This is a genomic window from Sphaerisporangium corydalis (assembly GCF_025506355.1).
Classification (GTDB): Bacteria; Actinomycetota; Actinomycetes; order Streptosporangiales; family Streptosporangiaceae; genus Sphaerisporangium; species Sphaerisporangium corydalis.
Genome location: NZ_JANZYP010000048.1, coordinates 25,172 through 38,495 on the forward strand (window position 1 = coordinate 25,172; position 13,324 = coordinate 38,495).

Annotated in this window: 12 protein-coding genes; all 12 read right to left on the reverse strand. The window is 70.9% G+C overall.

All coding sequences use genetic code 11. From position 1 onward, the window contains the following. Positions 1–63 precede the first annotated feature (63 nt). Positions 64–1,293: a cytochrome P450 family protein gene (locus tag NYZ98_RS28055; protein ID WP_262846557.1), complete on the reverse strand. Its 1,230-nt coding sequence runs from the start codon at positions 1,291–1,293 to the stop codon at positions 64–66. Between the two features lie 61 nt (positions 1,294–1,354). Further along, positions 1,355–2,698 carry an MFS transporter gene (locus NYZ98_RS28060; RefSeq protein ID WP_262846558.1) on the reverse strand — a complete coding sequence of 448 codons (1,344 nt, stop codon included), beginning with the start codon at positions 2,696–2,698 and terminating at the stop codon, positions 1,355–1,357. A 110-nt stretch (positions 2,699–2,808) separates the two neighbouring features. Further along, a complete protein-coding gene (locus tag NYZ98_RS28065; protein WP_262846559.1) occupies positions 2,809–4,512 on the reverse strand; it encodes an AMP-binding protein in 1,704 nt (567 codons plus the stop codon). Between the two features lie 5 nt (positions 4,513–4,517). Next, positions 4,518–5,318 (reverse strand): enoyl-CoA hydratase/isomerase family protein, encoded by an 801-nt coding sequence (locus tag NYZ98_RS28070; RefSeq protein WP_262846598.1) that lies wholly within the window; start codon positions 5,316–5,318, stop codon positions 4,518–4,520. Then, positions 5,315–6,055 carry an SDR family NAD(P)-dependent oxidoreductase gene (locus NYZ98_RS28075; RefSeq protein WP_262846560.1) on the reverse strand — a complete coding sequence of 247 codons (741 nt, stop codon included), beginning with the start codon at positions 6,053–6,055 and terminating at the stop codon, positions 5,315–5,317. The genes NYZ98_RS28070 and NYZ98_RS28075 overlap by 4 nt, the downstream gene beginning before the upstream one ends. Then, positions 6,052–6,558 (reverse strand): iron-sulfur cluster assembly protein, encoded by a 507-nt coding sequence (locus NYZ98_RS28080; RefSeq protein ID WP_262846561.1) that lies wholly within the window; start codon positions 6,556–6,558, stop codon positions 6,052–6,054. Before NYZ98_RS28080 ends, NYZ98_RS28075 begins: the two co-directional genes overlap by 4 nt. Further along, a complete protein-coding gene (locus NYZ98_RS28085) occupies positions 6,555–7,742 on the reverse strand; it encodes a Phenylacetic acid catabolic protein (RefSeq protein WP_262846562.1) in 1,188 nt (395 codons plus the stop codon). Before NYZ98_RS28085 ends, NYZ98_RS28080 begins: the two co-directional genes overlap by 4 nt. Next, positions 7,742–8,629, reverse strand: coding sequence for a Phenylacetic acid catabolic protein (locus NYZ98_RS28090; protein ID WP_262846563.1), 888 nt, complete (start codon positions 8,627–8,629; stop codon positions 7,742–7,744). The genes NYZ98_RS28085 and NYZ98_RS28090 overlap by 1 nt, the downstream gene beginning before the upstream one ends. A gap of 53 nt (positions 8,630–8,682) precedes the next feature. Then, positions 8,683–9,675, reverse strand: coding sequence for a 3-oxoacyl-ACP synthase III family protein (locus NYZ98_RS28095; RefSeq protein ID WP_262846564.1), 993 nt, complete (start codon positions 9,673–9,675; stop codon positions 8,683–8,685). Continuing rightward, positions 9,675–10,721, reverse strand: a complete 1,047-nt coding sequence (locus NYZ98_RS28100) for a beta-ketoacyl-[acyl-carrier-protein] synthase family protein (protein ID WP_262846565.1) — start codon at positions 10,719–10,721, stop codon at positions 9,675–9,677. Before NYZ98_RS28100 ends, NYZ98_RS28095 begins: the two co-directional genes overlap by 1 nt. Positions 10,722–11,442: 721 nt before the next feature. Beyond that, on the reverse strand, positions 11,443–12,342 hold the full coding sequence (locus NYZ98_RS28105) for a manganese catalase family protein (RefSeq protein WP_262846566.1): 900 nt from the start codon (positions 12,340–12,342) through the stop codon (positions 11,443–11,445). 273 nt (positions 12,343–12,615) lie between these two features. Beyond that, positions 12,616–13,224 carry a TetR/AcrR family transcriptional regulator gene (locus tag NYZ98_RS28110; protein WP_262846567.1) on the reverse strand — a complete coding sequence of 203 codons (609 nt, stop codon included), beginning with the start codon at positions 13,222–13,224 and terminating at the stop codon, positions 12,616–12,618. Between the last annotated feature and the right edge of the window lie 100 nt (positions 13,225–13,324).

The following is a 13,324-nucleotide window of genomic DNA, read 5'->3' on the forward strand; positions in this document are numbered from 1 at the left end:
GTGAACGAGGCGGCGATCGCAGGATCGCCGCCTCGTTCGTGTTCCCGCCCGGACCGCGTGCGGTCATGCCGGGTGGGGGATGACCTCCAGGCCCGCGGGGCCGTTGATGAGGAAGGAGGTCAGGCGGGCGGGCCGGTGCCCGGGGCGGGCCAGGGTGAGATCGGGCAGTTCCGCGAACAGCGCCCGGAGAGCGATCTCCGCTTCCAGGCGGGCGAGGTGCGCGCCGAGGCAGAAGTGGGGTCCGTGGCCGAACGCGAGGTGTTCCTTGCTGGCCCGTGTGGGGTCGAAGCGTTCCGGACAGCGCGGGTGGACCTGCGGGTCGCGGCCGGCGGCGGCGAAGCCGATGGTGATCGCGTCGCCCTTGCGGATGACGACGCCCTCCCCGAGGTCGATGTCCTCCAGGGCGCAGCGCATGGGCATGTGCATGACCGGGCCCTCGATGCGCAACGTCTCCTCGATGACGTCCTGCCAGCCGATGGTCCCCTCGTGGATCCCGGTGAGGTACTCGGGATGGGTGAGCAGGGCCTGGACGGCGCTGGTGATGAGGTTGACGGTGGTCTCGTAACCCGCCCCGATCATGAGGAAGAGGGTGCCGAGCAGCACGGCCTCGGACATCGGCTCCTCACCGGCCTCGGCCGGCAGGAGCAGGTCGCTGGTCAGATCGGCGGCCGGATGCTCCCTCTTGTACCGCAGCAGCTCGCCGAGCCGCTCGTACAGCGCGGTGTTGGCGGCCATCGCGTGCTCTGTGTCGAGCGAGGAGTCCAGGACCGCGTCGATCCCGGTGCCGACCTTCCTGCGCAGGTGCTCGGGGACGCCGAACAGGTCGCAGATGACGGTCATGGTCAACGGCAGCGCGAAGTCCCCGCGCACATCGGCGGCGGCCCCGGGCGGCAGCGCGGCCAGCTCCTTGACCAGCCGGTCCGCGGTCGCCTGGACCTGCGGACGCATCCGTTCGACCTGCCGTGGCGAGAACGAGGGGGCGACGCGGCGCCGGGACCTGCGGTGCTCATCGCCGTAGAAGTTAAAGAAGCTCTGCTGCAGGGCGAGCGGAGCGAGCGACCAGCCCTCGGGCATATCGGCCAGGCCGGGCCAGTGCCGGCGGGAGTCGCGCGAGACGCGCGGGTCGTTGGTCAGCGCCTGGATGACGCTGTGCCGGGTGACCGCCCAGGCGCGGACGGGCCCGGGAAGCTCCACCAGCACCGCCGGCCCCTCGGCGCGTAACGCGGCGGCCTCGGCGTGAACGGAACGGCCGGTGGGATCGAGGACAGGACATCTGGAAACGGACAAGGACATGCGGTCACTCCCTCACTGGAGATGGCGCGGAGACATCCACTGGTTCCGCTTGAGGTTCGAGTTAGCTTCTGGCGGTGGTGATCCCGATGGACGTGGCGGCCGCCGGTGGTGCGGTGGCGGCGCGCTGCGCAGCCGTGCCGTCGGAGCGTTCCCGCAGGAATCCCGAAGCGGCCAGGGCGATCACGCCGGCGACCGCCATGTAGACGGCGATCGGCGTCCAGCTGTGGAACCTGTCGAGCAGCGACGTGGCGATGATCGGGCTGACCGCACCGCCGAGCAGTCCGCCCACGTTGTAACTGATGGACATTCCGGAATACCGCACGACCGTGGGGAACAGCCGTGGGCAGAACGCCCCCTGCACGCCGTAGTTCGCGGCGAACCCGGCGAACAGCAGCAGGAAACCGAGAGCCATCAGCGGGAAGGACCTGGTGCCCAGCAACGGGAACCAGGCGAACGGCGCCACCGTCATGACGACGATGCCGCCGACGAAGATCGTCTTTCGGTCGTACCGGTCACCCAGCCAGCCGAAGAACGGCATGGCGACGATCAGGAAGACGCACGACCCGACGAGCAGCATCAGCATGACGGGCCGGCCCACGTCGATGGCCGCACCGTATTTCAGCGAGAACACCGACCCGAGGTAGAACACCAGGAACGTCGGAATCGCCGACAGCGACGCGCACAGGGTGGTCAGGCCGTGCCGCGACAGGACGTCGAACGCCGGCTTGTTCCTGACCGCGCCCTCGGCTCTGGACCGCTCGAACTCGGGGGTCTCCGCGAGCCGCGACAGGACGTGGAGCGCGACGCCCACGAGCACGGCGCTGAAGACGAACGGCAGCCGCCATCCCCACGCCAGCACCTGCCGCTCCGGCAGCGCGGTGACGAGGAGGAGGACGCCGTTGGCCAGCAGCAACCCCCAGGCGTTACCGGTGCCGACGACCGCGGTGAGGAAGCCGCGCCTGTTCGGCCGGGCGCTCTCCAGCGCCATCAGGAATCCGCCGCTCGACTCTCCGCCGAGCGAGCATCCCTGGATGAACCGGAGGACCGTCAGCGCTATCGGGGCGGCGACGCCGATCGTCTCGTAGGTGGGGAGCAGGCCGATCAGGACCGTCGCGCCTCCCATCACGGCAAGGGTCGTGATCAGTGTCGTCCTGCGGCCGGCCCGATCTCCGAAGTGCCCGAACAGGAAGGCGCCGAGCGGTCGTCCCGCGAAGGCGACCGCGAACGTCGACAGTGACAGCAGGGTGCCGGTGGCGGGGTCGAACGAAGGGAAGAACAGTTTGTTGAAATAGAGTGACGAGAACGAACCGTAGATGAGGAACTCATAGAATTCGATGCTGTTCCCGATGAGGCTGCTGAATACGGCTCGCCTGCGCTGACCCCTGCTCATGGTGACGGTGTTCATTTCTTCTCCGAGGAGTAGTCGGCCCCGGGCGAGCGGCCCGCGCAAGGGGAACGTCCGGCCCGCGCAAGGGGAACGTCCGGGTCGCGCAGCCCGCTCGCGTCGCCGGGAGGCTATTTCTGGAAGTCCTCCTCCCACCATTCCTGCGCCGACCGCGAAAGCCGCTGTTCCTCCCGCCGCCGCAGCTCGGTGCGCTGGGTCTTGCCGGAGATGGTCTTGGGCAGCTCGGCGAACTCGATGCGGCGGACCCGCTTGTAGGACGCGAGGTGATCGCGGGAGTGCGCGAGGATGAGCTGCGCGGTCTCGGCCTCCGGCCGGTAACCGGAGGCCAGCGCCACGTACGCCTTGGGCACGGCCAGTCGCAGCGGCTCGGGTGAGGGCACCACGGCGGCCTCGGCGACGGCCGGATGCTGCAACAGCACGCTCTCCAGCTCGAAGGGGGAGATCCGGTAGTCGGACGCCTTGAAGACGTCGTCGCCGCGCGCCAGGTAGGAGAACAGGCCGTCGGCGTCACGGGTGGCGATGTCGCCGGTGCGGTAGTGGCCGCCGCGCGTGCAGCGCGCGGTCGCCTCGCGATCGCCCACGTACCCGCCCATCAGGCCGAGCGGCCGGGTGGCCAGCGGCAGGCAGATCTCGCCCTCCGCCGAACCGCCCTGGACGGGGGCGCCGGTGTGCGGATCCAGCAGTGTCACCTCGTAGCCCGGCAGCGCCCAGCCCATCGCCCCGTCGACGCTCGGCATCCCCGGCGGGGTCCCGATCTGGGCGGTGGTCTCGGTCTGCCCGTAGCCGTCCCGTACCGTGATCCCCCACGCCTCGCGGACCCGGCGCACCACCTCCGGGTTCAGCGGCTCCCCGGCGGCCACCGCCTCGCGGAGCGACATCGGCCACAGCGTGAGGTCCTCCTGGATCAGGCTCCGCCAGGCGGTGGGCGGCGCGCAGAAGGTGGTCACCGCGCAGCGCGACATCACCTGGAGCAACGGACGCGCGGCGAACCTCGGCTGGTTGACGACCATTACCGTGGCCTGCGCGTTCCACGGGGCGAACAGGCTGCTCCAGGCGTGTTTCCCCCAGCCGGGCGAGGAAATGTTGAGGTGCACGTCGCCGGGGCGCAGGCCGATCCAGTACATGGTCGACAGGTGGCCGACCGGATAGCTCACGCACGTGTGCCCGACCAGCTTGGGGCGGGAGGTCGTGCCCGAGGTGAAATAGATGAGCGACAGCTCCTCGGGCCTGGTCCGCACCGCTTCTCGCAGCGGCTCGGCGGCATAGGCCCCCTGGTAGTCCAGCCAGCCGGGAACCGGGCCCCCGACGGCGATACGCGTCCATCGGCCGCCCAGGCCCGCCAGCTTGGGGGTGAGGCCGGCCTCGGCGACGACATGCGCCACCTCGCCGCGTTCCAGCCGGTCGGCCAGGTCGGCGGGCGCGAGCTGGACGGCCGCGGGGATCACCGCGCAGCCCAGCCGGAACGCGGCCAGCAGGCACTCCCACAGTTCCACCCGGTTGCCGAGCATGAGCATGATGCGGTCCCCGCGCCGTACACCGGCCGACCGCAGCCAGCGGGCGACCCGCTGGGAGCGCTCGGCCAGCTCGGCGAAACTCACCGCGGTGTCGGCGAGGACCGCGCCCTGCCGATCCAGGTCGAGCACGCGCAGCGCGGTGGCGGGGTTCCCGTCGGCGATGACGTCGAACCAGTCCGCGACCCAGCTGAACGTCGGCCCGACCACCGGCCTGGGGAAGGCCCGGGCACGCGGCAGGTCACCGTAGGAGGACAACAGGTGGTCGCGGGCCCGCTGGAACTCGCCGGTCGCTGTACGCATGGTGACTACCTCCCGCTGAAGCTCGCGCGGCCGGGGCCGTCGGTGATGAACCCCCGCATGCCGGCGATCCGGTCCTGGGTGCCGAACAGTCCGGCGAACGCCGCCCGCTCGATCGCCAGCCCGGCGGTCAGATCGGTCGCGAGGCCGCCGTCGATGGCGGTCTTCGCGGCGTGCAGGGCCAGCGCCGGGCCCTTCTCGAAGCGCCGTGCCCATTGCAGTGCGCTGTCCAGCACCAGGTCGGTCGGCATGACGTAGTCCACCAGGCCCATCTCCAGTGCCTCGGCCGCGCCGACCTGGCGCCCGCTGAAGATCAGCTCCTTGGCCTTGGCCGGGCCGATCAGCCTGGGCAGCCGCTGGGTGCCGCCCGCTCCGGGGATGACACCGAGCAGGATCTCGGGGAGCCCGAGCCACGCCTCGGTGCCGCAGATGCGCACGTCGGCGGTCAGGGCCAGCTCACAGCCGCCGCCGAGGGCGGGACCGTTGATCGCGGCCACCACCGGCTTGGGGATGGCGGCGACCGCGTCGAAGGCGGCCTGGAGCACGGCCGCGTGCCCGACCATCTCGGCGTGCGTCATCGCGGCCATCTCCTTGATGTCGCCGCCCGCCGAGAAGGCCGTGGGCCCGCCGTGCACGACCACCGCGCGGATCCGCTCGTCGCTCGCGGCCTGCTCGGCGGCCAGGCGTAACGCGCGCTGTGCCGTACGGTCGAGCACGTTGAGCGGCGGCCGGTCGAGGCGGAGGACGCCCACCGCTCCATCGACGTCCAGCCATGCGGCGGGGTGCTCCACCTCAGGGGCGATCGTCAGTTCCACAGCAGACCTCCGTTCACTTCCAGCACGTGGCCGTTGACGTAGCAGGACTCGGGACCGGCCAGGAAGACCGCCGCGTCGGCGGCCTCGTCGGCGTGGCCGGGCCGGCCGAGTGCCAGCCTGGTCTTGTAGCGCGACCAGATCCGGTCGTTGGCGGTGAGGTCCCGGCCCATCCCCTCGTCGAGGATTCCCGGGGCCAGCGAGTTGACGAGGATGCCGCGTGAGGCGAGTTCGATCGCGCTGACCTTGGTGAACATCTCCACCGCGGCCTTGGTGGCGCAGTATCCCGAGGCTCCGATCGCGACCCGGGTAGCCATGCTGGACGAGACGTTGACGATGCGGCCCGCGCGGCTGCGTTCCAGGTAGGGAACGGCGGCCCTGGTGCACAGGAAGACCCCGGTCAGGTTGGTGGCCACCATGTCCTGCCAGTCGGTGACCGCCAGCCGGTCCACCCGCCCGTCCCGGCTCACGCCGGCGTTGGCCACCAGGATGTCGATGCCCCCGAAGCGTTCGGCGGCTTCGGCCATCAGTGCGGCGACCGACTCCTCACTGGTGACGTCGACCGGAACGTAGTCGCAGCGGCCGGGTTCGAGGTCGATGACCTCCTTGATGTCATAGGGGTTGCGGGCGGCGCAGACCACCCGCGCCCCCTCCCGCAGGTAGCGTTCCGCGATCGCCCGGCCGAGGCCACGGGAGCCCCCGGTTATCACGGCGGTCTTTCCGCTGAGTCTCATCGTGATCCTCCTCGCACGGAGTGGAGCGTGACGGTGCAGCCGGCCGTGCCGATCACATCGAAGGGCGAGCCGCAGCCTCGGCAGTCGTACGGGACCTTGCACACCGCCCCGCCGAAGCGGCCGGCTCGCGCGACGTCGTCGCACCCGCAGTACGGGCACCTGGGCGGGGCACCCGCCACGCGGTATCCGGCGTCGCGCAGCGCGTCCCGGCCGGCGGCGGTCACCGACGCCGGCTGCCACGCGCCGCGCTCCCACACGATCTCGATGCCGCGCCCCGGTGCCGCGTCGGCGACCGCGGACCGCACCCGCCGGGTGATCTCACCGAGGGCGGGGCAGCCGAGCCTGGTGGGGGCCAGGTGGACCTGGATCCGGTCGCCGGTCAGCGACACCGAGCGCAGCACTCCAAGGTCGCCCAGGCCGATGTCGATCTCCGGATCGCGTACGCCGGCGACCACGTGGGTGAGCTGGTCGGTGAGCTGGTCGGTGAGCTGGTCGGCGTTCACTGGAACACCCCCGGGGCGTAGTCGTCACGGACCATGCGGCCTCGGGAAAGGCAGTAGGCCAGGGCGCTCCCGCCCACCCCCGCGGTCCGGGCCAGCGGGCGATCGGGCATCCGCGATCCGGGTCCGCCGTTCTCGCCGACCAGCGCGGCGAAACGCTCGTGCAGCGTCACGGCCAGAGCCGAGCCGCCCTGTGGCCGGGCACCGAACATGTCGCCGGCACGCTCGGTCACTTCGGCGTAGGCACGCGCGAACTCCGCACGGGTCTCGGGGAAGGCGGCGAGCGCTCGTGCCCACCGCCGCCAGTGGTCCAGGTGGACCAGTTGCTCATCGCGGACGGCGGTGATCGCGGGCAGCCACCCCTCGCCGGGCTCGACCGCAACGGTCCGCTCGGCGAGCACGGTGACGGCCGCGGCGATCACGAGACCGCATGCCACGGTGGACGGCCAGTCGGTGAGCCGTTCGATGGCGCGCGACACCCGCCACCGCCCCTGCGGCCGGTCGAAGAACCAGGCGTCGGCGGCAGGCTGGTCGAAGCCGGACAGCACCAGGATCGTCCCGGCGTGCGCGAGCGCCTCCTGTCCGATCGAGCCGACCGCCAGCGACTCCTCCAGGTCGATGTAGTCGACGATGCGTTCGCCCAGCCGGTTGCCGAGGACGAACAAGTCGTCGGCGAGCAGCAGCCACAGGTCGGAGAGCTCGGACCCTCCGGCCCCGCGCGCGTCGTCGCGGCGCTCGGGCGGTGCGCTGTCGCGAAACCTCGGCGGGGCGACGGTCGCGGGCGAGGCGGCGGTCGCAGGCAGGGCGGCGGTCGCGGGCGGGGCGGTGGCGGGAGGGGCCACGGCCGCCGGCGGGACGGCGGCGGTAGGCAGGATCACGGCCGCAGGCGAAGAGGCGGCGGCGGAGCGGTCGCGGCGGCGTGCGGTGGGGAAGCCGGGCTGGCGGTGCGGCATCCGGGTCTTGGCGGCGAGCAGGTCGCCGTCGTCCCCGCCGGAGACGGTCATGTCGGCGCGGCGGACCACCCAGAGTGTGGCGAGGTCGTCACGGCGCCCGTAGGTCTCCTTGGCCAGGTGCCAGGCGGCGTCCGGGCAGGGCGAGACGATGGAGCCGACATGGCCGAGCGTCTTGCCGAGGCCGTTCTGCGCGAACACCTCGTAGACGTCGGGGTCGGTCGGGACGTGCGGCATCACGACACCCCCCGCAGCGCGCGCCGGTACCGCGTGTTGCGGTCCAGGGCGTTGCGCACCCAGTCCAGCCGCCGCTGCGACGCCGGTCCCCCGCCCGCGATCACCTTCTTCACCTCGGCCCAGTCGGGCATCGCGAACTCCCATTCGCCTGAGGGCGCCTGACGGACCAACGCGGGATCCACATGCACGCCGAGCTTCAGGAAAACCGGGATGATCTTGTTCAGCCATGCCTGGCGCAGCGCGTCGTTGCCGTCCGGCTTCAGGCCGATCAGCCACATGCGGTTGGCGTGCAGGGTGTCGGTGTCGGGCGGCCCGAGGTAGGCCAGCACCCGCGGCAGCCACAGCTCGAACCCCTCCCGCACCCGGCGACGCTGCTCGGCGTCTCCGTGCGTCAGCACCTCGTGGGTGAGGTCCAGGGCGTGCTGGTAGTGGAAGGACTCCTCGCGTTCGATCTTGCGCAGCGCCCGGGCGTACGGCAGGTACACGCCCTTCATCAGGGACTGGAACTGGATGATCGCGGCCGAGTTCATCAGGAGCAGCCCGGGGCCGAGCTCCTCCCAGGTCGCGAAGGAGTAGTGGAAGATGTTGTGCACCTTCGCGCGGCCGTCCAGGTAGTCCTGGAGGATCCGTTCCCTCGGCATGCCCAGGTCCTCCGCGACGCGCGCGGCCACGTGCCCGTGACCGACCTCGTCCTGGATCTTGGCCATGAGCATCTGCCGCCTGGTGTGGCTGGGCGCGCGGTCCAGCCACTCGGCGAACGGCAGCACGCCCACCAGCTCGTTGAGCGCCTGCACGGTGGCGAACCGCCTGGCGCCCTCCCGCACCTCGTCAGGCATGGGGTCCCACAGCTCGTAGCGGCGGTGTCCCGCCGCGATCGCCATCGCCATGTCTTCTTTCCTTTCGCAGCGCTTGCCCGGTTCTCCAGCGGTCGTCCGGGGCTTCAGAACCAGCGGACGACGACGGCCCCCGCGGTCATGCCGCCGCCCACGCCGGCCAGCACCAGGTGCTCGCCCCGCTGTATGGGCCGGCGTTCGTGCTCCATGTGCAGGGTGAGCGGGATGGAGGCCGCGGCGGTGTTGCCGAATCGCGGTGCGGTGAGCGGCACCTGGGCGAGGTCGACGCGGAGTTCACGACAGCAGTCCTCCACCAGGCGGGTGTTGGCCTGGTGGAGGATGAAGCGGTCCACCTCCTCCATCCGCAGCCCGGCAGAGTCGAGCGCCTCACCGATCACCTTGGGGATGGTGCGGAGCGCGTACTCGCGTACGGGACGGCCCTTCATGTGGAACAGGTGCTCGCCCGCCTCCCGGGCCTGGGCGTCCAGCGGCTTGCGGGTTCCGCCCGCGGGCACCTCGACCAGGTCGCGGTACTCGCCGTGGGTGACCAGCCGCCGGCTCAGTACGCCGTACCCCTCGGGCACCGGACCGAGGAGCACCGCCCCGGCACCGTCGCCGAACAGGCCGACGGTGCGCCGGTCGGCGCGGTTCATCAACGAGGAGTAGATGTCCGCGCCGACCACCAGGGCGTACTCGCCGCCCTGTCCGGACGGCCGCGACGGCAGCATCGAGTCGGCGACCGCCAGCGCGTAGAGGAAGCCGGAGCACACCGCGTTGACGTCGAACGCCGGGATGCCGGACAGCCCGAGCTTGTCCTGCAGTATCGCTCCGGTGGAGGGCTGCGGCTGGTCGGGCGTGGAGGTGGCCACGATGATCAGCCCGAGCCGGTCCTCCGCGCCGGGCAGCCCGGTCAGGGCCTCACGGGCGGCGCGCAGCGCGAGGTCGGAGGTGGCGGTCCCCGGCTCCCGGTACCTGCGTTCCAGGATGCCGGTCCGCTCGACGATCCAGCCCTCGTCCACGCCGGTCCACTCGGCGATCCGCGCGTTGTCGATGACCAACGACGGCACGTGGCCGCCCAGTCCGAGGATTCCCACGCCCATCAGACGCCTCCTTCCTGCGGCACCTGGACGACGGCGCAAGTCCAGGTCCAGGCCGCCCCTCCGCCGATCACCAATGCGATGTCGCCCGCTTCGAGCGGCACGCGATCCCGCAGGTCGGCCAGGTTCGCGAGGAAGTCCCCGCAACCCAGGTGGCCGGTGTCCCCACCGAACCGCAGCGCCTCGGCCTTCAGCACCTCGTCCAGTACCGGCACGTAGTTGGCGTCCAGCAGGTACGCGCCGAGCCGCGGCAGCACGATGTACTTGATCCGGGGATCGTCGAGCCGCAGTCCCGCCTCGCGCACGCCGTCCACGATCACTTTGCGGATGGCCCGGCCGGCGATGGAGGTGAACTTCTCCTTGCCGTACGCCTCCACGTAGGACTTCTTCGGGCGGCGCAGGTCGATGTAATCGTTGTGCGTCATGGGCGCCGGGCTGAAGTCGTCACCGTGCCGCATCATCAGCTCGAGCTCGGCCTCGGTCTCGGTGGCCAGGGACAGGAGCGCGTAGTCGTCGGGCCCCGAGTCGCCGCGGTGCAGGAGCGCCGCGGTTCCCGCGTCACCGAAGCCCAGGCCGTAGTCGGAGGTCCAGCGGTCCATGCCGGGCGGGGCGAAGCGGTCGCCCGTGGTGACGAGCGCGGCGCCGAGCCCGGGTTCGGCGTCCAGATGCAGCGCCGCGAGCTGGAGGGCGAGCGCGGCCGCGTTGCAGCCCTGCTGAACGCCGTACGACAGGGCGTGGGGGGCGCCGACCTCGTTCGCCACGAAGTGCGGTGGCGACCACATGTCGTGGCCCTGGTGGTAGATCCAGGTGTGCAGCACCACGCCCACCTTGGAAGGGCTCCAGCCCGCACGGCTGATCGCGTCGCGGCCGGCCGCGACCGCCATCTCAGGAGCGGACCACCGAGCCGAGACCGGCAGTCCGGTGAGCCCGAGCCGGTCCACGTCCTGGGGCTCCAGCTTGCCCGCCGCGACGGCGTCCTCGACGTTCTCGCGGTCCGGCGGAAACCACGAGGTCACGGTCTTGATCCGCAGGTCGTTTCCGAATTTCATCAGGCTCCTCTCAGATTCCTCTGAAAGCTCGGGATCCGTGGGGGTGGTCGGGGAGTGCGACTTCCGGCAGGCGGTCCGGGCGGCCGACGACTTCCGGCAGGCGGTCCGGGCGACCGACACGGGTGTCCTGCGCCATCGGCGGCTTCCGTCACTATCGCATACCTTCACGGAGGTATGTAACTTTGCCGAGGCCCGCCCCCGCCATCGCCGGGCGGCCTGCGCCGACCCTCCCGGCGCCGGTCTCCCCGCGCCACGGCATGGCCGCCGTTCACCTCATTGGCGGCATGAACTGGCCGAACACCGGGCTACGGCTCCGGATCGACCCAGGGCGGCACTGCGGCGGGCATCCGGCGACCCGGTCACCGTGCGACTGCGGACATCCCCACTTGCACAGCGGGAGCCACGTCTCGCCTTGGCGAAAAAAACCTGTCAGGTGGTATGTTTTGACCATGGCGGCGGACGACCCGAGGCACGATCACCGGTTCGGCACGCCGCTCTCCTGGGCGATCGCGGGCGAAGTGGTGTTTCCATCGGGCGTACAAGAACGCCCGGGCCTGCTCGTGGGGGAAGGGACCGCGCACGACCAGGCGGGCCGCGCCGACGCGACGGCGCGGCCCGCCATCCCGCGGCCCGCTCTACGCCCGCCGTCCGTCCCGTCGCCGTCCTTCACCGGCGCGCGCCGCTCCTGGGCGGGACGTTCTTCGGCGGGCGTTCGTGTGACTCAGGTGAGTTTCTCCTTGAGTTTGCCCAGGGGACCGACTTCGGTGCCGAAGGCGGGGGAAGCGGGTTCGCCCATGCTGCCGTCGTAGGTGGCGTAGAGCTTGGGGTCGGGGGGCGGGGCGGTGCCGGGGCCGCCGAGAGGCTGGGGGTCCATCAGGTAGGAGAACTCGTGGCGGCCGTCCGGCTGGGGGCCTGAGGCCCAGCCGCCGAGGGTTCCGTCGGTGCCTTCCGAGAGGTCCCAGATGGCCGAGGCGTGTTCGGCGTACTCCTCGTCGAACAGGGCGTCCGGGACGATGACGTCCTCCAGGCCGTCGGTCTTGAGTTCCTCGATGGCCTTCAGCCACAGGTTCTGGTGCATGGTGTCGCGGGCCAGGTTGAACTTGAGCATGTCGCGGACGCCGGGGTCGTCGGTCATGTGGTAGAGCCGCGCGGTCTGCAGGCGGCCGTGGGCCTCGGCGGCGACGTTGGCCCGGAAGTCGGCCAGCAGGTTGCCGCTGGCCACGATGTAGCGGCCGTTCCACGGGTAGCCGTTGCTGTCGGCCAGGAGCGGGCCGCCACCGGCGACGATGACCTGCTGGGGGTCCATGCCGCCCAGCACGGCGCCGACCACGGGGTCGGCGGCGGCCATCTTGGTGGTCGCGGTGGCCGGCGCGCCTTCCAGGAGGCGGGCGATCATGGTGGCGATCATCTCGACGTGGCCGATCTCCTCGGTCGCGATGTCCATGATCAGGTCTTTGTACTTGCCGGATATCCGGCAGTTCCAGCCCTGGAACAGGTACTGCATGGTGACGGTCATCTCGCCGTACGCGCCGCCGATCAGCTCCTGGAGCTTGTGGGCGTAGACCGGGTCGGGCTTCTCCGGCTTGGCCTCGAACTGCAGGTGCTTGGTGTGCAGGAACATCGACCGCTCCTCGGCTCTGGCTCCGGATGGAGCCGTCCGGGCTCGCACACCGCCTGCCGGCCAAGCGGCGCGACCCACTGACTGATCTGGTGGGGGGTCACTCCATTGATCCCACCAGAACCCCGAGCGGGGGCGTAGTAGCGACACACTCGCCCCTATCACCCGCATTCCAAAATTCCGGTCAGAACGGTATGGCTCCCCAACGTGCCTCGGTGCCGACGGCCTCTGACGTTCGAGCAGTGATCACGACGTGCGACGGTGCTCGTCCCGCCGTCACCGTGATGGGGCCGGGCCGGTCAGGCAGTGTTGGGCGAGAGGGCCGAACCAGGTGACGAGGTCGTCGACGGAGGCGGAGGCGATCGGCTCGATCCGCACGATGTAGCGTGCCATCGCCAGGCCCAGCACCTGCACGTTCAGCAGGGCGACCCGCACCGCGGCGTCCGGGGTGCCGAGCAGTGTGACCAGCCGCGCGGTGATCTCCCGGTCGATGTACTGGCGGAGCAGGTTCTCGGACTCGTCGTGCGTGAGCGCCGAGCGGGTGAGCGTCACAAACGGGGCGCGGTCGGAGGTGTCCAGGTTCTCCACGAGCGTGCGGACCATGCGCGCGCCGATGTCGTCCAGGCCACCTACGAAGATCGATTCGATGGCGGTCGGCACGCCCTCGGGCATTTCCAGGGCGGCCCCGAACAGGCCCTGTTTGGTGCCGAAGAAGTAGAACACCATCGCCGGGTCGGCCCCGGCCTCGGCGGCGACCGCGCGCACCGTGGTGCCGCCGTAGCCGTGCTCGCGGAACAGCGCGCGGGCCGCTTCCAGGATCCGCTGCCTGCTCTCCGCGCCTGACCGCCAGCGCCCGGGCCGGCCTGAGGGGTTCGGTTCCGTCATGACGGGAGCACTCTATCGAAGGCTTTCTTCATCAGTCGATTGAGTTTCATGCGCGCACCTGGCTAGATTGAAACATCATCGACCGGTGAAGAAAGGTGGG